Genomic DNA, 19,681 nt, shown 5'->3' on the forward strand with positions numbered 1-19,681 from the left:
GTTGCCGGCACGGCAACATGCCGGATCCATCCACCGTTTCCGGGGAACTGGACGAATCCGTCCATGCCTGTTCCTGCTCCCTTGCGTCGTACCCTCGGCCATGCGCCGTTTGGCGATATGGCACGACATTTGCATAATGCCGTGCATGGGCCCAAAAGAACGACCTGTCGCATCGCCAAACGCCGCGCCCGGAACGCCGGACTGGCAAGGACTCCTGAAAACGGAGTGCTACGACCTGCTGCCCGCATTCCAGGACCCGCAGCTCTTTTTTGTCCTGCCCAAACTGGCGCGCCTGGCCACGACCAACGACGGCATGCCCGACTTCTTTCTGGAGTTCTTCTCGGACAGCAATGATCACAATGTCGACAATAGCCTGTATGCAATGCTGCACATGGGTTTCGAGATCGACAACAGCCTGAGCGATGCAAGGGCCGGCTTGCCCGCCCGCACAACGCTGCTGCCGTTTACTTTTACCACCGGCACTTATGTGCACATGGAGTCGGGCGACAGCCGCGCCTCGCTGCCATTTGCCTGGGAGAGCGCGAGGCGCGCCAGCATGGACGCCAGGGTGTCGCTGCTGACCGCGCGGCTGCTGTATGGCGCGCTGGCCGCCGACGGCATGACGCCGATGCGTGCAGCGATCGAATGCGCCGTGCCTGCCCTGCTGCCACGTCCGGAGTTGAGCGTGCGCGGCAATCTGGCCCAGCTCCGGCGAGCCGCATGCGACGCCTTGCGCGCGCCCGACGGCTGCCTGCCGTTTGCCGCCCTGGCCGACTTCTTTTCCCAGCCACGGCGGGGCCTGCTGCAATATGACGCCGATGCCAGCCCAGGCGCGGACCTTGGCCTGGCCATCGCCGGCCGCGTGTATCATGCGCTGGGCCGGTTTGCGCCATGCAAGCGCCTCTCCGACGGTCCCCATATTTACCTGGACATCCCCGCGCAGGCGGCGGCCGACATGAGCTGGGACTTGCGCACGCCGCTGCTGGCAACAATCCCCGTCCTGCTGCGCTACGACCCATTCAGATTCCTCACGCCAGGCATATCACGCGACAGGCTGACCGCCTTCACCCGCATTCCCTCCCTGCCCGATGAATTGCGCACGCGGCGCATCACGATCGCCTCCGGGCTGCCGGCCAACATCGTCAATTGCGCGCAGGCGGGACTAAGCCTGCTGGTGGAGAAAGACGTGGCGGAATCGGGCATGACGACCGTCTATTCCGTCGAAGTCTATCCCGCTGAGTGTCGTTCTGCCACGCTGGATCTGCGCTATGCGAAAACCGGCACGGCAAAACCCTACCGCGTCCTCCCGCAGCTGGTCCGCGATGACGAGGTCGTCACGGGCACACCCTTCGACGGCGCCACGGATTTCCTGCTGGTGGAGCCAGGCTTGTTCGCGGTGCAATGCCTGATGTTCCGCGCCAGCGAGAGCCTGCTTGGCGAGGCCGAGATCACGATCGCGTTCAGCGGCGATGCGGCGCTGGCCTCGTTGTCCGCCACGCTGACTGCCGCCAGCCCCAGCGCCGCCTTCCTGGTCGATCCCCCCGCCCCAGGCGCCAGCTGCGTCATTTGCGCGCGCGACCGGAAAAGTCAGGCGGACGCCGTGCAGCTGTCGCTGTCTTGCCGCTCGGCGGAACTGGAGCAGGCCGCGTTCCCCCAGTATGGTCCGCAGGCGGTGCATGTCAGCGTGCTGTTCGAATCAGACACGACACTGGTGCGGCTCGAATTCCAGCCAGAGGCGTTCGATACGGCGCCAGTGCTGCTGGAATTCTTTCCGGCCAGGCCTAGCGGTCAATACAACTATTTTTCCAACAGCATTTTCCATCACCGCTATCGCTATCGCAGGACCGGTGCCACGGCAACCGCGGATTGCCCGTGGTCGGCCCCGCTGTTGCCTGGCCAGGACCTGATCATCCACGCTTAACCCAGGAGTAACGATTACATGAGTAATTTACCCGCAGGTTTTTATGAAGGCGAACTGTACTGTTTTTCCACCGGCCCGGCCCGGGACAACAGCTTTGCAGTCATCCCTGGCCCGCCCACGGTCGAATTGAACCAGGGCAGGCTGGCCATCGATTTGATGGACGTCCCCGATGGCGCCGTATTCTCGCTCCAGTGCGTCTGGCAAGTGGATCCGCAGGCGTTGGAGCGCGCGCGCGCCGCGATTGCCGCACGTTATCCCGATGCCAGCGAAATTACGCTCGACGTGGCCGAGCTGCGCGACGTCCAGGCGACCCTCGCCATCGCCGATGCGGACGACACGCCGCACGTCATCGGTCCCAGGCCGGCATCCGGTTCCGCCGCGAACCGGGTGGTATTCAGCGAAACGCTGGCCGGCGTAAGGAAAGCGGCGGTAGCCCGCGCGCTCGGCGGCAATGCCGACATCCTCAGCCTGCGCTATGCCGGCTCGCTGATCTTGCAAGAAACGGTGGCGGTGGAGATCCAGGGCGACCTTGCCGCCACCCTCAAGTCGCTGGCCCCCAAGCCGCAGGAACAGCGCCAGGGACTGTTTGGCAAAAAAAAGCCCCCTGCTCCGCCGGTGTTGCCGACGCTTGAAGCCTGCGCCACGGCGGTCGACCACGCGATCATGCAAGGCCAGCTCCGCGTTACGAGCACGGCCACCGCGAATGTTTCGCAGCAAGCCTGCGACGATGCGGTGGCCGCGTTGCGCGCGCAGCTTGCCAACATGTTGGCCGATAAAATCGTGCAGCTGGGAGCGGACGCGGCGTATCTCACGTCCTTCCCTGTCATGCTCAAGCATGCCACACCGGAGCAAATGCAGTTCGACATCACGCGCAGCGCCGATCTGGGCGTCTGGGTACGCAGCAATGGGCACGTCGCCTGACCCGCCCCACCGAACCCGCCACTATCCTAGCCACGCACACAGGAGCATCGCATGCTGAAAATCTCGCCCGCAGTCACCGTCACCCGTCTTCCCGGCGCCTTCGCGGGGCACGCGGAAGACTATACCAACGACTATATCCTGTTCCCCGACAGTGAAGATCCGAACATGTACTACGCGCTGGCGGAAAATCCGACCTTTCTTGCCGACGGCAACGGCAATCCCAGCGTGAATCTCACCTGGTATTTTGGCTCGGGCGTGACTTCCGGCGGCATCTGCACGATGGCGGTCGCCTTGCCTATGCCCGATGGTAACAATCCTGTTGTCCGAAGCCGTATTTTGGAGGCGCTGCGGGGGGATAAATCGACATCGCGGATTGCCAAAGCGACTCTCGATCTGTGCAAGGCCATGGACGCCGGCGACTCCGCCAGGGTAGCTCAGCTGAAACAGGAACTGGGCATGAGTGATGCGATGGCAGACAGCAAGAAAGCCGCCTGGGACAATAAAGGCGATTGGGAACAGTTCCTGCCGAGCACTGAGAAGTTCGTGATACGCCCGATCCCGTTTAGAACCGGCAAGGTGACCGTCAAAGCCTTCGCCAACAAGGATGCCTACAAGGCCGAGGAAGCCCAATTCGCCGGCAGTTTCGAGACCACGCCGTCGCTGTTCAACAGTAATGCCGCCGTGGTGACGTTCAACCTCAGCGACCTCGGCGCCAACCTGTTCTGGCATGCGCTGGGCGGCTGGCAACTCGATCCGTCTTCGCCCAAGCCCACAGGTTATGATCAGGCCCGCGGTGGGAGCAGTGTCATCAGTGTCGTTTACCAAGTGGCTTTCGACGGCATGCTGCCCGAAGCCAAGGCTACGGTCACCCTCAATCATGCCGTGCTGGCCAAGCTGGATATCGGAACCAAGGTGACGAGAGGCACCTGGGGCAGCAGGCACGAAGATGTGATGCGCGGCAAGGAGTACAACGACGCCATCAACAGCGCCACCGAAATCGTCCTGCCGGCCGTGGCCTCCAAGGATGACAAGGACAGTGTGCAAAAGATGCTCACCGACTGGGCCGCCAAGCAGTTGGAAGATATGGTCAAGACCCAGTTCCCGCAGGTGAGCCTCAACGACCTGAGCGTGGACGGCGCGCGCACGATCCAGGCGGCGCAGCAGCAATCGCGCACGTACAAGCTGAGCCAGGCCGTCACGCTGCCCAAGCAGCCGCAGGCGCTGCTGCCCAAGATCGACGGCATCGTCAAGGCTGAAGCCCTGGGCAAGTTCTTCCAGCTGATCGACCTCAACGATGTTCCCTATGTGAATGTCGGCCTGACGGTGCGCCCCCCCAATCTCGGCTTTCTCAAAGCGCGCCAGGTTGACCGCTTTGTCGTCACCCAGCTGAAGTACGCCGACCAGAACTTGCTCGACGCGAACGGCAGGAAGGTGGAAAACATCGAGTACATCAGCGCAGGGCCGCAGAAGGACAGCCAGACCTACAGGGGCACCTTTGGCCGCAACAACCAAGACAGGTCCATCCATTACAGCTACCTGGTGACCTACGAGGACGGCACGCCGTCGTTCCGTTCCCAGGCGCTCAACCAGACCGATAACAACTATCTGGACCTGGGCAGCGTCGACATCGGCGTACTCAGCGTGTCGCTGAACAGCATCGACCTGCCCTGGGATGTACTGAGCAGCGCCGACGTCCTGCTACGGTATGGCGATTGGGAAAAAGCAGTGCGGCTGCCGAGGGACAGCGCACCGTTGCTGATCAGCAAGGCATTCGGGCAAGCCATGGACAAGGTCTTGAGCTATCGCCTGACGTTGAACCCGACCTCGGGTGCTCCCGTCACGAGCGAGAACATCGCCGTGCCGCTCGTGCGCGGGCAGGCGGAAATCACGCTGCGCTCGCCGCTGGGCAGCCGCACCAGCCAGATCCGGTTTGAACTTGACGATGCCGTGAACAAGGCGCAGCTGCGAACGGAGTACATATTCCGCGGCGAGGGACCGGACCGCGTGTTCTACCAGCTCATTCAGCTTGACCGCGCGGCGAAAACCAGCAGCTACGAGTGGAATGTGCCGGTCAGCGACGACAAGCCAGGCGCGCTGCGCGTCGTGAAAGCCCGCGTCAACGGCACCACGGACCTGAAGGACCTCAGTGGCGGCAATGTCGATCCCGTCAGCCAGGGCCTCGTCATTACGGTCCACGCCGACAAGCTCGATTCTTTTTAAAACGGGAAGAATGCGATGCTCGCAGACGATCAGCCCGTCACCGTGGAAAGCGCGCCCCACATCTTGGTCTACGGGGATACCGATATTCCCACGCGCTTTTACTATGCCTCCACCCGGCCGGCGGTGGCGCGCGGCAGCAAGGGCTACCAGCTCACGCTGACGCATTACGACACACCGGTGGACGGCATCGCCGGCATGCTGTCGCTGGTCGTCAACCTGCAGCCGGACCAGCAGGAAATGGACGCGCTGCGCAGTGAGCTGTCGGCGCGCAATCCGGGCGAGACGCTGCAGTTCGTTCCCATGCCGTGGACGGCAGGCACGGTGGCGGTGACCGTCGGCGGCGGCGCGCCATTGAGCGGCATGCCGTCCCTGCTGGGGGACAACTCGGCCGCGCTGTCCATCTCCCTCAGCATCGAACAGTATCAGTTGTTGCGGCCGCGTGAAGGCGCTGTCGCGGCGCCGCTATACGTGGTCTACAGCCTTTCCTATGATGCCATGCGTCCCGAATATGCCTTCTGGATCCATTTCGACGCAAGCCGCTTCCGCGACTGGATGCAAAAAAAATGCTCGGCCAGCTTTCTTTTCATATCAGTAGAAAAATCCGAGACGTTTGAAGAGCTGCGCCAGGCGGGCGTGCTGCGGGTGGAATCGGAAAACCGGACCGGCGAGGAACCGCCGGCCGGCTTCCGCCAGGCTTTTCTCTGCAGCTTGCGAAGCGTGCTGGTGCCCCTGCCCCGTTTTGCGCAGACGCCCCAGGCTGGCGGCAGCAGCTGGCTGGTCGGGGTCGACTGCGGCGCCGTGCGCGATATCGAGCTGCTGAGCAAGCGGCTGGACACGGACATGCGCATCAAGGGCGTCGTCGCCCGCAAGGCCTATATCCAGGGCGAGCTGGCGGAACTGGCGGAAGCCCTTGCGGAGCGGGGCGTGCAGGAACTGCCAACGCGGGTCAGTTTTACCCAGCCGCTGACGGTACGCTGCCACGACAGCTTCCAGGGCATGCCGGTCGAGGTGCTCAATGCTCAAGTGCTACCGGCGATCCTGCCCCGGTCCTTTCATTCCTTTGAGCGCAGCGGGGACGAGTGGCATATCTCGCTGACGCACAAGCCAGGCACGGATGCCGGTTATACCTGCCTGTGCACCCCGCATTTTGGCGGCGACCGTCCCGCCATGGCACCTGTTGCCATTCCCATCGCACGCGCGCAGGCCTACCTCGACATCGTACCTTCGGCCTATTTCAGCTACCGGAACTACAGCATCGGCACCGCCGATGATTTTCCATGGCAGCTCGTGCGCGAGGTACGGCTGGAGCTGCGCGGCCCGGTCGGCCTGGCATTCCGGCCTGGCAGGGCAACGCTGGTGAAAAATGCCCCGTCAGGCACGGTCGAAGCCTTTGCCCCGGAGCGCGTGGACCTCGAGCAAGTAGCCTTCAGCGCGCAAGTCACGCCCAATCCGCGCAAGGGACTGCCGTTTACGGTGGATGGCGTGCCGGCCGGCGCCACCGTCTTCTTCCATCCCCTGCGCCGGAGGGTCGTGACGTTTCGCGGCGCACCCGGCGGCAACTGGGACGATCTCGCGCGCATCGTCATCGTGGTCTCCGCCGTTGCGGGGCGGCCGCAGTTATGGGACAGCGAGCGGCTGGTCCTGCTGCCAGAGGCGCCGCACGCCAGGTTTACCTACTGGCATGCGGGCGACAAGACGCTGAGTTACCAGGTTCGCTACATCCGCGCGAACAGCCGCGAAATCACCGTGGCAGGCGTCGAGACGGCGCAAGCGGAAGTGGTTCTTTCAATTCCTGAAGAAATTGACCAACACTGAGGACACAGCCATGATCTATATCGACAAGAAAAAACTCACCGTGGACGGCGTCGATGTCTACCCCGACCATGAGTCGCCGACACAATTCTGGTATATCCCGGGCACGATACAGCTTGCGCACAAGGGAGACAGGAAAGCGCTGTCCTATCTCTGGTACACCGATTCCGACAGCGATACCGATGGCACCGGCTTCCTGAATTTCGAGGTCAATACGGCGCTGATGCCCGACACCCTGGAACGCATCCGCCGCGCAATCGCCTCGACCTGGGACGTCAACCCCAAAAAAATCACCGTTTCGACCGTGCCCTATCAGGCAGGCAGCGTGAATTTTTCAGTGCTCGGCCCGGTGGCGGCCCAGGCCGGCGACCAAGGCAAGGATGCGGCCGTTGTCTACCAGAGCAAGGAACAACTGGTGTGGAACGCCGGGTCTTCCTCGCTGGTGGGCGACAATGCCGCCGTCTGCTCCGTGAAGTTCAGCAAGGAGGGCAAGCTGGCGGCGGCCATGAAAGGCGCGCTGCAAAGCAGGAGCCGCCACATCGGGGCGCTGTACCGGCTGGAGTTTCTCGCCATGCGCCCGTCGGTCACCTTTACCGTCAAGGGCGAATTCAAGAAAACCATCGAAGACTTCAAGGCCAGCATCGGCCTGCAGATCCCCCTTGAAGCGCTGGTGCTCGACCTGGGCATCAACGCCCAATGGCAAAAGATCATGCAGAACACCGACTTGAAGATCGAGGTGGTCAATTACACGGGTGAAGGCGATGCAAATCTTGAAGGCCTCAAGTGGGCCAGGCAGCTCTTGCTGGACTATGTGCTGAAGAACTTCTTCGAAGTACAGCTGGGCGCCGACCCACATGCCTGGAGCCCGCTGGCGCAAGCGCCTCAGGCCGAAGAGGCCGTCATGAAAGCCAAGCAGGTGGAGGAGGCAGCCGCCGAACAGGTGGAGAACGAGAAGGACAAGACCGGCGAGCAGGACGGCAAGGACGAAGAAGGCGATAAGGAAGGCGGCAAGGGCACGCCAGCCGAAGGCGTCGCCACGGCCGCCGAAACAGTCAAGGAAATTGTCAAGGCGGCGGCCATTCCCATCCCCAAGGTCAACATCCGTGCCGCCTATTATTCAGGCAAGCAGGTCAATTCCATCGATTTCATCTACTCGGAAAGAAAGGCCACGCTGACCACGGTGCTGCCGCAGGCACTGATCGGCCTCGATGCCGCGGACCGGCCGGACGACTACATCACGCAGATCAACCGGGCGCAAGACCCGTTTGGCCTGCGCTACCCAGTGACCGTTTCGTTGCCAGGCAGCGACAGCCAGGCCAAGATCGGCCTGCAGACGCTGAACCTGCAGGCCCGCTACCCGGCCGGCAAGCCCCGGGGCCAGCAAGCGACCGTCAACCTGACCGTCAACGATGGCGTCAGCAGCGGCGTCAATCCCCTGCCCTTCCAGTACGACGCCAACGGCAGCGCCGGCGTGGAGTATGCGGCAGACTTCGTCTTCAAGCCGGACAGCGCATGGCAAAGCGACACCTTCCAGTACAAACTCAGCGGCACCAGCGAGAATGGCCTGATCGTTGCCATGCCCGAGTCCGTCGCCGAATTTTTAAGCATCGACGTCAGCCTGAGTGCCGACTTCATCTGGGATAACTGCGACTCTGCCGTGGTGATCCTCAGCAGCAAGAAGTGGAAAGGCGATAAACGCATTGTCATCCAGCAGGGCAAGGAAGAACCGCAAGTCCTGCGGGTGCGCGCCGAAGCGCAGTACAGGGATGAAGCCGTTCACTACAAGGTCGAGCTGCGCAAGAACAACAAGGTCGTCCACGCCTACGGCCCGCAGCCCGTCACGGACAAGCAGGTGACCGTGGTCGACCGTTTCCTCGGCCATGTCCCCATCTATTTCAGCGCCGGATTCAGCGACGACGTGGCCGACATCACGGTCTCCTACCAGGATGGCGACTACGTGTGGGAAGACCAGTTCCAGCTTGAACCGGGGCAGCGCAAAGTCCAGAGAATCGTTCCCACCCTCAAGGAATTAAAGCTCAAGAGCCAGTTGCAGGCCGACTATGTGGTCAGCTACGATTCCGGCGGCGAACTCAAGGGCACGATCAAAGGCGGTCAGACGGTGATCATCAAGGCCCCCGTGCTGGCGTCGGCGACATGACGCTCGCGGCGGCGCTGCCCAAAGATGCCGCTGCGTGGCGCGGCGGCCTGGAGCGGGCCTGGCGCATCATTGGCGGCTTCGACGATGCGGCCGCGCGCGAGTTTGCGCGCGTGACCGGCCAGGCCGCCGGACTCGCCGGCTCGCCATCGCACTGGGGCGGCGGCCTGCTGAACCAGTCCGGCGCGCCGCTGGAGTTCTCGTTTTCGACACGCAACAACGAGCTGCGCTACACGCTGGAGATTGGCGGCCGGGATACGGCTCCCGCGTCGCGCCTGGCATACATCAACGTGCTGCTGGAAGCGCTGGGCCTGGAAAGCGGCTGGCAAGGCGCGGCGCGCCAGTTTCCGGCGCTGCAACAGGAACAGGGCCTGGCCTGGGGCGCCTGGCTGGCAGCGCGCCAGGCGCATCCGGCTTGCCCGGGGCTGCAGCCCGGCACCTGCTACAAGGTGTATGCGGAGGTGCCGCGTGGACGGCTGCCAGCCGCGCACGCCTTGATGCAGCAGTACCTGGGGGCGGCCCCACTGGCCGACGCGCCGCTTGCACGGCTGGTGATGGTGGGCGCGGCGCCCGGGGCGGCGCGCTGCGAATTCTATTTTGAACTGGGCAGCCGTATATTTTCCCTGGCTTGCCTGCACGGCCTGATGGATCGCGTGGGCCTGGCGCACCGGTGCGACGCGCTGGCGCGCCTGATTGACAGATTCGAATTCCGGCGTGGTCGCCAGCACGACGCGCTGCCCAACGCGCAATACGGTTTCAGCTACGCCATATCGCCCGAACGGCAAGACGCCACGTTTTCGGTGATCGTTTTTGCGGCGGATCTCGCCGGCGGAGATGCCTGGGTGCGCCACCAGCTGTTGACGGACGCGAGCCGCCAAGGCATGGCGTTGCCGCTGTACGCCGCCTTGAGCGAACCGGTTGCCGGCAGCTACTTTTGTTCCGAGTTTCACAACATGCTCACTTTTTCCGTCGATGCGGCCGGGCCGCCCGCATGGCAGATTTCCATTTCTCCTCCGCCGGAGGTTCTGACTGATCCAACACTGAAAGGATCTGCTTGATGTTTCATATCGCTTCCATCTCCGTAGAGAAAGGCCGCGTGCGCAAGACTGAGCTTGGTAACGCCCTTACCTCGACGTCCACCGAGCTGAACGCGCCCGGCCTGCTCAGCGCGACATCCGGCGCGGGCTTGTATCTCCCCGCCTACCGCAGCGCTGCACAGCAGGCGGGCGGGCATGAAGCCTTCGCCACCACGCTGGCCGACAACGGCGGCCTGATCGTGTATCTCGATACTCCCGCGCTCGATGCGCTGCCGGTAGCCAGCCCGCTGGTAGCCGGGGCCGTCTTTACGCTGGTGATCGACGCCAGTGCCGGCGGCCGCCGCCTTCCCCTGCAGGCCACGCGCCACGGCAACACCGTGGAACTCAGGACGACGCTGGCGGGTGACGAGCTCAAACGCGTGCGCACCGCCCTGTTCGATGCCACGCCCAACGTGGCCGTGGAAGTGGCGCAAGCCGTGCCCCTCGCCGCCAGGCTGACCGAAGAGTTTGTCCAGCGCAACTGGGCCAACGCTACCGTGCGCGCTGGACTGCTGGGCCTGTTTGGCGGCATCCCGTTCGACAACCCGTCGACGTATTTTCGGATGGCCAGAAGCGGCGATCCGGATTTCCCCAACCAGTATCTGCTGCTGTCCTGCGTGTACACCACCACGGTGGGCGTGCCGTCCTTGCCAGGATATATACAATGGCAACTCAACTGGAACGGCCGCGCATACAACTATTACCAGGACAACCAGGAACGCGCGCGCGTGTTCTACCTGCCCGACGGCTTTGAATTTGCACGGGGCCCCAGCGGTTCGCCTTCCATCTCGCTGCTGCAGTTTTCCGTACCCAAACAGGCCAGCCTGGAAGTCGACATCAATGCCACCTTCCGCTACTTCGGCAAGCCCGTGGTCGATGCGGCGCGTATCCAGAATGCTGGCGACGTCTTGCGGGGCAAGATAGGCGCGGCGGTGCAGATGTTGAACATCGAGGATGGCCACACGATCAGGAAGACTTTTTTCCAGTATTTGCCCAACGTCCAGGCCAGCAGCGAAAGTGGCAATCTGCTGCCACAGCAAAACGCCAGTATCGACCTGGTCAAGGGCCTGCGCAACGAGCTCCAGCTGAACCTGCTGCAGTTCCGCGCGCTGTGGGCAGCGATTTTCAGCAGTGCCCCGGAAAAAAACCTGTTCCGCGGCTGGGTCGATGTCGAACTATCCGGCGGACGCTACCAGGACCGCATCGAATTCAACGGCAGGCTGCCTGCTGAAAAGCCTGCCTCCTTCCTGGACGATATCCTGGACGTGTCCGCCACCAGTACTTACCCGAAGGAATTCACCTTCAGGACTGCCCCCGCGGTCTTCGAGGCGCCTTCCAAGGTGTTGGAAATCAGCCTGACCTTTTCCGGCAGCCAGCACCTGACGCTCGATAAGGAAAACAACAAGGTCAGCATCCTCCTGGCACGCCCCATCCGTGACTTGATCCTCGGCAATCAGGCCCCGGACCACTACCCATACCGGATGCAGGTCGTCGACAACGACGGCACCATCCGCTGCGGCAATTTCACGGCCGACAGCAGCATTCCGCTGCAATGGATTAGCAAACCCATGATCGCATCCTGCGGCGACTGCCCGTAGCCACCACAACTTAGAGAGGTTCCTCATGGCAGGAAAGAAACTTTTTACCAATCGCACGCCCTATCTGCTGGCCGTGACCCTGGTGGTGCGCGCCAGCGAAGACCCGCGCAACCAGGCCGGCAGCAAGGATTTCATGCTCGGCGCGCAAGAGCACAGGTGGGAGGAATATGGCAACAACATCGATATCTATCTTAACGGCATCAAGCTGGTGGCCACCTACGACGGACAGATGGTGGCGCAGCAATATATTGTGATCTTGCGCAGCTCGCCGCTCGACAACCAGTTAAACATGCGCAATGCCGTCGATTTCGGCTATCAGAACGGCAGCTTCCAGCTCTCCACGCGCCAGGCGTAACACTGCGCGACGCCAGCACCTCGCGCACCGGGTGACTGGCCAGCTGCATCAGGCCGCAACGCCTTGCCATGCCTGCCGCCAGCGGCGCCTGCCTCAGGCTGGCAGCGCCAGCCGCATCTGCCCGGCGATTCTCGCGGCATCCTTGCCTGGCGGCAGGCCGAAGGCGCGCGCGTAGTCGCGGCTGAACTGGGTGGGACTCTGGTAGCCCACGGCAGCATTTGCCGCATCGATGCCAGCCTGGAATAGGCCCGGGCAGCGGCCAGGCCCGCGACGCCGGCCCTTCCCTCAGCCATTGCCGATGCCGATGCTGTGCATGACCCTGGCCGCGTTATCCTTGCAATCGACATCCACTGGCCTGGCGTCGATCAGCTGGATCAGCGACAGCAGATGGGCCTTGTTCTGGGCCAGGCGCACTTCCAGCGATTCGATATCCGCAATCTTCTTCCTGAGCGCCGCCATCAGTGCGTCATGCCGCCATGACGAAATATCTTCCGGCAAGACTTGCTTGATCTCATCGAGGGAAAAGCCCGCCTGCTGCGCGTCGCTGATAATGGACAGCACGGCCAGCGCTTCCAGCGGATAGTCGCGGTAGCCATTGGCTTGCCGGTTCACGGCTTTCAACAAGCCCTTGGCTTCGTAGAAGCGTATCGTCGATGCCGCCAGGCCGCTGCGCCTGGCCAGTTCGCCAATTTTCATCGTTCTTCCCATCTCCTGATCAGTGTGGCTCCCGCCGCCACGGGCAAGAGCGCCACATGGTGTCATCCACTATAAGCTTGAAGCCCGCTTCAATGTCAAGCGGCCACCGGGCGGCCAGGACTCGCGTGGCGCCGGCAATGTCGCCAAACCGAGACAAACGATATTTTTGCATTGTAGCGCTTGACCTTCAAGTTAGCTTAAAGCTTATTGTGAGGGCATCGCAACCCTGGAGATCACGATGCATCCCTACACCGCACTGACGCTGCCCAATGGGGCAGTCATTCCGAACCGCCTGGCCAAGGCAGCCATGGAAGAGAACATGGCTGACAAGGATCACGCCCCTTCGGCGGAACTGATACGCCTGTACCAGTCCTGGGCCGACGGTGGCGTTGGCCTGATGATCACTGGCAACGTGATGATCGACGGCCGCGCCATGACGGGCCCAGGCGGCGTGGTGCTCGATTCCGAGCAATTTGGCGCCCGCTTTGCGCAATGGTCCGCGGCTGCCCGTTCGCGCGGGGCGCACATCTGGATGCAGATCAACCACCCGGGACGCCAGATGCCGGCGGCGATGGGACAGGAAACCATCGCGCCGTCCGCCGTGCCCATGGACCTGGGAAATTTTTCCAAGCAGTTTTCCGCGCCGCGCGCCATGACGCCGGCCGACATCGCCGACGTGACGGCGCGCTTTGTCCGGGCCGCGCAGCTGGCGGAACAGTTTGGCTTTACGGGCGTGCAAATCCACGCCGCCCATGGCTACCTGATCAGCCAGTTCCTCTCCCCCATCACCAACAAGCGCACGGATCGCTGGGGCGGCCCGCTCGACAACCGGGCCCGCCTGCTGGTCGATATCGTCCAGGGCGTGCGGCAAGCCGTCGGCAAGGACTTTGCCGTGGCCGTCAAGCTCAACTCGGCGGACTTCCAGAAAGGCGGCTTCAGTCCGGATGATGCCAAGAAGGTGGTGGCCATGCTCAATGCCATGGGCGTGGACCTGATTGAATTGTCCGGCGGCAGCTACGAAGCGCCGGCCATGCATGGCCAGACGCGCGACGGCCGCACCTTGGCCCGCGAAGCCTATTTCCTGGAGTTCGCCAGGGACATCGCCCCCGTGGCCAGCATGCCCGTCATGGTGACAGGCGGCATACGCCGCTACCAGGTGGTGCAGCAAGTGCTCGACAGCGGCATCGCCATGGCCGGCATGGGCACGGCGCTCGCGCTTGAGCCGCGGCTGCCGGCGCAATGGCGTAGCGATCAATCGGCAACGCCCTTGCTGCGCGCCATCACGTGGAAAAACAAGGTGCTGTCGTCGATCGCGTATATGGCGATGGTGAAGTATCAGCTGCGGCGCCTCAGCCAGGGGAAACGCACCCAACCGGATGTGGCGCCCGCCCTGGCGCTGCTGATGCAGCAATGGGAAACGGCCATCAGGAATCGCCGTTATCGCCGCCGGATGCGCCAGCATGCGCTGCCGGCGCAATGAACGGGTGGTTAAGCCTGACTGATCGAACATGAAAGGTACAAGAGATGAGCATGAACATGGCCATGGCGGTGTTTCCATTACTGTTGAGCATTGCGGCAATCCCGTCCCGGGCCGCATCCCCCGCCCCCGGCCAGCAGGTCATCATCGATATCGCCGGCCATCCTGTGCCGGTGGCGGCTGGCGGCCTGTATGACCGCTTCCGCTCGAATCCGCCGTTGTCCGTCATCGCCGCGGAAGCGCCGGACATCGACCTGAGCTGGTTCGAGAGCATCAAAAAGGACAAGGTCGCCATCGGCTTTGACTCGTATTCCCCGAACTTCTATTATCGGAACAGCAAGATCACGGCGGTATTCACGGCGGACCTGGCGCGCCTGAAGGCGCTCATGCCCGAAGCCATCCTGAAGCAAGTGCAGCCGCTGCAAGTCTGGCCAGGCAGAGGCGCCGTGGCACTGACCGCGTACGCCTATGCATACTGCGACAACGACAGCTACCATGAAATTTCATTGGCGATCGCGACCAGCAAGCCTGGCAGCGCCAGCCTTGGCCCGTTCACGCTGATCGGCCAGTCACTGTCCCAGGATTTCTGGGGCTATGTGCTGAAGCTTCCCGTCGACACGGAACTGGCCAGGGTGCGTGGCGTCGTTGGCTACAATCTGCCCAAGTGGCGGACCGCCATCGACCTGCAGGAAACGCAGGAAACCATCTCCTTCGCGGTCACGGACAGCGAAACGGGCAAGCTGGATTTTGTTTTTACAGGCAAGAAACTGGGCGATCTGTCCCGCAAGGCTGAGCTGGTGAATAACAGCTTTATCAACCTGGGCCGCGATGGGCGGCTGACTTATGGCCATGCCGTTTCCCGGCAGCTCAGCCATGCCACCAGCAGCAGCGCGCATTCGGTGAGCCTGGCACTGGGAGAAGGCAGCTTTTCCGCCTACATCAAGTCATTGAAACTGGGGAAGATGTTGAAATATGAATACGTGCCGCAGTTCCAGAGTGCGCTGTATGCCCCGCAGCCGCTGAAGGCGCTGGGTGCCGAAGCAAGGTAAGCAGGCACCCTTGGCGGGTGCCCGTCATTGCCTTGCCCGTGTGCATGCTACTTGCCGGCCTGGTTGATCGCGCTGGCATACTGCTGCGTCAAGCCTTCCTTCTTGTAGATGGCGTCGAACAGCCAAAAGAATCCGCCCTGAATGCCGCAGGATTCGATCCAGCCGGACATGATGCCGTGCACGTCGGCCGGGGTGCTGTCGCTGTCGAGACCCGGGTAGACGGGAACGGCGCCGAAGTCCCAGCCGGAACAAGGCGACTGGCCCGCGCCGCCTGAATAGCATTGCAGGTGGACGGCCGTGACCGTGCCCGGCCGTTGCCCGTTGGCGCTGGCGGCGACGTCGATCCAGAAGCCGTTGTTGGTGTACGGGCACAGGTTTACTTCGTAGCCCAGGTTGCCGAGCATGACGGCGAAACTGACCATCGACGCCTGGTCATAGCAGTTTTCATCATCGAAATCGATGGCGTCGATCTGCGGGATGGCGGCTTTCAGGGCCTGGAAATTCCGGTACAGGATGCTGTCCGGTCCCGTGCCCTGCTGCTCGACCAGCGCCTGCACCGCCTGGAAGACGCCGTTGTTGCTGGAGCCGACTGAAAAGGTCAGGCGCGTCACGCTCGTGGGCGCCGTCTTGAGCGCGGCCATCTGACTGGCGAACTGCGGGTGCGTGGCAGCGCCCACATATTCGCCATTGCTGGCAAGCAGGAATTCGTAATTGAAATTGAGGTCGCCCTGCGTATTGATGGCGATATTCCAGACGATGACTTCCCGAAAGCCGGACGCCTTGAGCTGGGGGATGGCCGCCGCGCCCTGGTTGTAAACCGGGCCGCCGCCGTAAATGCCGGACATCATGCCGCCCTGCGCGGCGCCAGTGCTTGAGGATTGATTCGTCGACATAGCTGTAACCTCTCTGAAGTGTCATCGGATGAAGGACAGTGCCAGCGCATCATGCCTTAATTTTTGCTCAAAATTATCTCCAATAAACACGCCGGCACCGAAAGAATGGCCTTGCCTGCGCGGCCCTGGCCCTAAGCCGCGCCATCCAGGCGCGCCAGTTCGCCGTCAATGGCGAACTGCTCGCGCTGCCGCCCGGCGTCCGGCGCGACCGGCATGTACGGCAGGAAGTACAAGGTCAGTTCTTGGCCGTCCGGCTCGCTGACCCCGGCCACGGTATTGACGATATTGACCAGCGCCTCCGTCCAGGTGATGCCGATGGTCCCGGCCGTGGCCGCGGCGCGGATGGATAGCAGCGCGTGATGGCGCGAGCGCTGCATGTCGATGACGGTCACGATGTGCTTCCCGGAATTAATCGAGACAAAATAATCGAAGATGGCATGGTCAAATTGCGCAATGGCTTCGTCAGCCAGGGCAAGGGTTGCCGGGTCGGGCTGGCCCTCGCCCATCGTGATGAGTTTGATCTCTTCAGTCTGATTGCTGACCAGGCATGCGATACCGGGGCGCACGAGGACGCCGCAAAAGATGGCGTCGCCCGTGGCGATGGCCGGTTCGTGCACGGCATACAGGGCATCGTGCTGCCAGCGGGCCCCGTCCGGCGTCACCCACGCGCCCAGAAAAGCGCCGCCGATGCCCCGGTCCAGCAGCTGGTCGTGCACGCCGTAACTCTGCAACAGCGCGATGAGCGGCATGAACAGGCGTCTGGCGTTATCGGCGCGGCTGATGTCGTCGCGCCGCAATCCCGCAAGCCGGGCGACCATTTTTTCAGTCCAGCGTTGTTGCTCCCCTGGCACGCTGCCCGTCTGCACCAGCCCATCGACGTAAGAGATGGACTGCGACGCCGTGTCGATGCGCAGCAGCACCGGCTTCTTTCCCGCATAGCCGCCGATCAGGACGGTGGTATCGCTGATCTTGCCGCCGGCGCTGCGCATGGCCGCGTTCGCGGCGTCATACAGCGATCGCCCTGCCGCATGCGCTTCCTGAAAGCGTCCCAGCAGCCGCTGCCCCACCCGTACGTCGCCGGCAAAGCCCGCGACGAAATCGGCGCCGACGCGCAGCTTGAGCCCTTCTTCCGCCACGTAGGGAAAGTGCGGACTGTTGGTCCTTCCCTGCCGCTCGCCAAAAGTCGTGCGCGGTATGCCCTGTTGTTGATGCATGTCTGGGTGCTCCGCGCTAAGCAGGCTGTCGGCGACGATGACGACGCCGTCCTGCGTGCGCCAGCCGAGGCAATAGGTCATAAAGGCTCCTGTTTATGCTGTTTGTATAGCGGCCGCCAGATCCGGCGCCGTCCTGGCCCAGGCGTGTTGATTATTTCTAAATAGCAAGACTATCACAGCCTCATGGAGATACGCCACCCGCTCCTGCCCATCGTTTCATCCCGGTCAAAGACGGCGTGCGCCGTTGACACCCATCAGTGTCTGTCCTATAGTCGCCGGGTTAACAAGAAATGAGAATGAGAATCATGATCATCAATATGAAGAAATGGCTCGTCTGTTACCCCTTGCTGGCGGCCGCGCTGCTGCTGGCCGGCGGCGCGCACGCGCAAGCGACCGACGAGGGTGCGGGCGCCAAGCAGCTGTGGCAGCTGATTGACTACGTGGCCGTCGATTACGGCGGCGCTGTCGAGCATGGCAAGGTCGTCAGCGAGGCGGAATATGCGGAGATGCTGGACTTCACGGAAAACGCGGGCACGCAGATCACCGCCCTGCCCGCCCATGCCTCGAAGGCGGCCGTGGCCAAGGCCATCGCCGACTTGCGCGCCGCCGTGGTGGCCAAGGCCGATGCCGAGGAAGTCAAGCGCCTGGCGCACCACGCAAATGGCTTGCTGATCGCCGCCTACCCGATTCCCGTGGCGCCGAAAACGCTGCCGAACCTGGCGCGCGGCGCGGCCCTGTATGCGGCCCAGTGCGCATCGTGCCACGGCGCGGCCGGTGGCGGCGACGGGCCGCTGGCGGCCAGCCTGGAGCCGAAGCCGATCGCCTTCACGGATGGCGACCGGGCGCAGTCGCGCAGCCTGATGGCCCTGTACCAGGTCATTTCGCAGGGCGTCGGCGGCACGTCGATGGCCAGTTTCGGCCATTTATCCGAAAACGAGCGCTGGGACCTGGCCTTCTTCGTCGGCGGCATGTCGCATGACGACGCGGCGCGCGCGCGCGGTGAAAAGCTGTGGCAGGACGATGCGCGGGCCAAGGGTCTGTATGCGGACCTGGCCGCCGTGACGACCCTGACGCAGGAAGCGGCGGCCGCCAAGCTGGGCGCGCAGGAAGCCGCCGCGCTGACGGCCTACCTGCGCAGCCATCCGGACAAGGCCGAGGCCCACAAGCCGGCCGGCCTGGCCCTGTCGCGCCTGCGCCTGGCCGAAAGCCTGGCCGCCATGCATGCGGGCGACCGCGCGGCCGCCACGCGCCTGGGCCTGTCGGCCTACCTGGACGGCTTCGAACCGATCGAACCGATGGTCGGCGCGCGCAACAAGTCCCTGCTGCTGGCCGTGGAAAACGCCATGCTGGCCTACCGCTCCGCCGTGGCCAAGGGCACCGTGGCCGAGGCCAACGCTGCCGGCGACAAGCTGCAGCAGCTGTTTACCCACGTGGAAGCGGAGCTGGGCGACGCCCAGGCGGACCCGATGACGACGTTTATCGGCGCCCTGACGATCTTGCTGCGCGAAGGCGTGGAAGCGCTGCTGATCGTCATCGGCATCATCGCCTTCCTGCGCAAGGCCAAGCGCAACGACGTGCTGCCGTACGTGCACGCGGGCTGGATCAGCGCGCTGGGCGCCGGCGGCCTGACATGGGTGGCGGCAACGTATCTGGTCACCATCAGCGGCGCCAGCCGCGAAGTGAGCGAAGGCCTCGGTTCCGTGTTCGCGGCGCTGGTGCTGCTCAGTGTGGGGCTGTGGATGCACCAGAAGAGCAGCGCCGGGCGCTGGCAGGAATACCTGCACGAGAAACTCACGGCGGCCATGACGCGACGCTCGGCCTGGGGCCTGTTCGCCCTGGCCTTCATCGCCGTCTACCGCGAAGTGTTTGAAACGGTGCTGTTCTACTCGGCGCTGGCGGCCGATGGCAATGGCGGCGCCCTGCTGGGCGGCTTCCTGGTGGCGATCGTGCTGCTGGCCATCATCGCCTGGGCCTTGCTGCGCAGCAGCGCTCGCATGCCGATCGGCAAGTTCTTCTCCCTGACGTCCGCCTTCGTGGCCGTGCTGGCCGTGATCCTGATGGGCAAGGGCGTGGCCGCGCTGCAGGAAGCGGGCTGGGTGGGCGTGACGCCCGTCGACTTCATCCGCGTCGACCTGCTGGGCATCCTGCCGACCCTGGAAACCCTGCTGGCGCAGGCGGCCATCCTGGCCATCATCGTCGCCGGCTATGGCTGGAACCGCATCGCCGCAGGCAAGCGCAAGCCCGCCTAGTCGCTTGCGGCGCGCCGGTACGGGCCATGCCCGTGCCGGCGCTGT

General features: G+C 63.3%; 14 protein-coding genes. 11 read left to right on the plus strand and 3 right to left on the minus strand.

What is annotated here, in order from left to right; translation table 11 throughout:
* Nucleotides 1-145 precede the first annotated feature (145 nt).
* The 8 genes from ACZ92H_RS17715 to ACZ92H_RS17750 are packed head-to-tail and all read left to right on the plus strand — an operon-like array spanning nt 146 to nt 12,058.
* Entirely contained in the window at nt 146-1,921 is a 1,776-nt protein-coding gene (locus ACZ92H_RS17715) for a hypothetical protein (RefSeq protein ID WP_465050416.1), read from the plus strand.
* 18 nt (nt 1,922-1,939) lie between these two features.
* On the plus strand, nt 1,940-2,842 hold the full coding sequence (locus tag ACZ92H_RS17720) for a hypothetical protein (protein WP_465050417.1): 903 nt from the start codon (nt 1,940-1,942) through the stop codon (nt 2,840-2,842).
* 51 nt (nt 2,843-2,893) lie between these two features.
* Nucleotides 2,894-5,062 carry a hypothetical protein gene (locus ACZ92H_RS17725; protein WP_465050418.1) on the plus strand — a complete coding sequence of 723 codons (2,169 nt, stop codon included), beginning with the start codon at nt 2,894-2,896 and terminating at the stop codon, nt 5,060-5,062.
* Nucleotides 5,063-5,077: 15 nt separating this feature from the next.
* A complete protein-coding gene (locus ACZ92H_RS17730) occupies nt 5,078-6,877 on the plus strand; it encodes a hypothetical protein (protein WP_465050419.1) in 1,800 nt (599 codons plus the stop codon).
* Between the two features lie 10 nt (nt 6,878-6,887).
* Nucleotides 6,888-9,032 carry a hypothetical protein gene (locus tag ACZ92H_RS17735; RefSeq protein WP_465050420.1) on the plus strand — a complete coding sequence of 715 codons (2,145 nt, stop codon included), beginning with the start codon at nt 6,888-6,890 and terminating at the stop codon, nt 9,030-9,032.
* Nucleotides 9,029-10,087, plus strand: a complete 1,059-nt coding sequence (locus ACZ92H_RS17740) for a hypothetical protein (RefSeq protein WP_465050421.1) — start codon at nt 9,029-9,031, stop codon at nt 10,085-10,087. The genes ACZ92H_RS17735 and ACZ92H_RS17740 overlap by 4 nt, the downstream gene beginning before the upstream one ends.
* Nucleotides 10,087-11,703 carry a hypothetical protein gene (locus ACZ92H_RS17745; RefSeq protein ID WP_465050422.1) on the plus strand — a complete coding sequence of 539 codons (1,617 nt, stop codon included), beginning with the start codon at nt 10,087-10,089 and terminating at the stop codon, nt 11,701-11,703. Before ACZ92H_RS17740 ends, ACZ92H_RS17745 begins: the two co-directional genes overlap by 1 nt.
* Before the next feature lie 25 nt (nt 11,704-11,728).
* Entirely contained in the window at nt 11,729-12,058 is a 330-nt protein-coding gene (locus tag ACZ92H_RS17750; RefSeq protein WP_131369364.1) for a hypothetical protein, read from the plus strand.
* A 285-nt stretch (nt 12,059-12,343) separates the two neighbouring features.
* On the opposite strand, the gene ACZ92H_RS17755 is transcribed toward ACZ92H_RS17750, so the two are convergent.
* Nucleotides 12,344-12,754, minus strand: a complete 411-nt coding sequence (locus ACZ92H_RS17755; protein ID WP_465050423.1) for a MerR family transcriptional regulator — start codon at nt 12,752-12,754, stop codon at nt 12,344-12,346.
* Nucleotides 12,755-12,992: 238 nt separating this feature from the next.
* On the opposite strand from ACZ92H_RS17755, the gene ACZ92H_RS17760 reads away from it, so the two are divergent.
* Nucleotides 12,993-14,234, plus strand: a complete 1,242-nt coding sequence (locus tag ACZ92H_RS17760; protein WP_465050424.1) for an NADH:flavin oxidoreductase/NADH oxidase family protein — start codon at nt 12,993-12,995, stop codon at nt 14,232-14,234.
* Between the two features lie 50 nt (nt 14,235-14,284).
* Entirely contained in the window at nt 14,285-15,280 is a 996-nt protein-coding gene (locus tag ACZ92H_RS17765) for an acetoacetate decarboxylase (ADC) (protein WP_465050426.1), read from the plus strand.
* A gap of 47 nt (nt 15,281-15,327) precedes the next feature.
* On the opposite strand, the gene ACZ92H_RS17770 is transcribed toward ACZ92H_RS17765, so the two are convergent.
* Nucleotides 15,328-16,173, minus strand: a complete 846-nt coding sequence (locus ACZ92H_RS17770) for a hypothetical protein (protein ID WP_465050427.1) — start codon at nt 16,171-16,173, stop codon at nt 15,328-15,330.
* A 131-nt stretch (nt 16,174-16,304) separates the two neighbouring features.
* Nucleotides 16,305-17,468, minus strand: a complete 1,164-nt coding sequence (locus ACZ92H_RS17775) for an Ntn hydrolase family protein (RefSeq protein WP_465050428.1) — start codon at nt 17,466-17,468, stop codon at nt 16,305-16,307.
* A 224-nt stretch (nt 17,469-17,692) separates the two neighbouring features.
* Between ACZ92H_RS17775 and ACZ92H_RS17780 the strand changes: the two genes are divergently transcribed.
* Nucleotides 17,693-19,636, plus strand: coding sequence for an FTR1 family protein (locus tag ACZ92H_RS17780; RefSeq protein WP_465052363.1), 1,944 nt, complete (start codon nt 17,693-17,695; stop codon nt 19,634-19,636).
* Nucleotides 19,637-19,681 lie beyond the last annotated feature (45 nt).

The organism is Janthinobacterium foliorum, from assembly GCF_978021625.1.

Bases quoted from the DNA above. Each gene is read 5' to 3' on its own strand.
- ACZ92H_RS17715 (WP_465050416.1), top strand. From the start codon at position 146: ATGGGCCCAAAAGAACGACCTGTCGCATCGCCAAACGCCGCGCCCGGA.
- ACZ92H_RS17720 (WP_465050417.1), top strand. From the start codon at position 1,940: ATGAGTAATTTACCCGCAGGTTTTTATGAAGGCGAACTGTACTGTTTT.
- ACZ92H_RS17725 (WP_465050418.1), top strand. From the start codon at position 2,894: ATGCTGAAAATCTCGCCCGCAGTCACCGTCACCCGTCTTCCCGGCGCC.
- ACZ92H_RS17730 (WP_465050419.1), top strand. From the start codon at position 5,078: ATGCTCGCAGACGATCAGCCCGTCACCGTGGAAAGCGCGCCCCACATC.
- ACZ92H_RS17735 (WP_465050420.1), top strand. From the start codon at position 6,888: ATGATCTATATCGACAAGAAAAAACTCACCGTGGACGGCGTCGATGTC.
- ACZ92H_RS17740 (WP_465050421.1), top strand. From the start codon at position 9,029: ATGACGCTCGCGGCGGCGCTGCCCAAAGATGCCGCTGCGTGGCGCGGC.
- ACZ92H_RS17745 (WP_465050422.1), top strand. From the start codon at position 10,087: ATGTTTCATATCGCTTCCATCTCCGTAGAGAAAGGCCGCGTGCGCAAG.
- ACZ92H_RS17750 (WP_131369364.1), top strand. From the start codon at position 11,729: ATGGCAGGAAAGAAACTTTTTACCAATCGCACGCCCTATCTGCTGGCC.
- ACZ92H_RS17755 (WP_465050423.1), bottom strand. From the start codon at position 12,754: ATGAAAATTGGCGAACTGGCCAGGCGCAGCGGCCTGGCGGCATCGACG.
- ACZ92H_RS17760 (WP_465050424.1), top strand. From the start codon at position 12,993: ATGCATCCCTACACCGCACTGACGCTGCCCAATGGGGCAGTCATTCCG.
- ACZ92H_RS17765 (WP_465050426.1), top strand. From the start codon at position 14,285: ATGAACATGGCCATGGCGGTGTTTCCATTACTGTTGAGCATTGCGGCA.
- ACZ92H_RS17770 (WP_465050427.1), bottom strand. From the start codon at position 16,173: ATGTCGACGAATCAATCCTCAAGCACTGGCGCCGCGCAGGGCGGCATG.
- ACZ92H_RS17775 (WP_465050428.1), bottom strand. From the start codon at position 17,468: ATGACCTATTGCCTCGGCTGGCGCACGCAGGACGGCGTCGTCATCGTC.
- ACZ92H_RS17780 (WP_465052363.1), top strand. From the start codon at position 17,693: ATGATCATCAATATGAAGAAATGGCTCGTCTGTTACCCCTTGCTGGCG.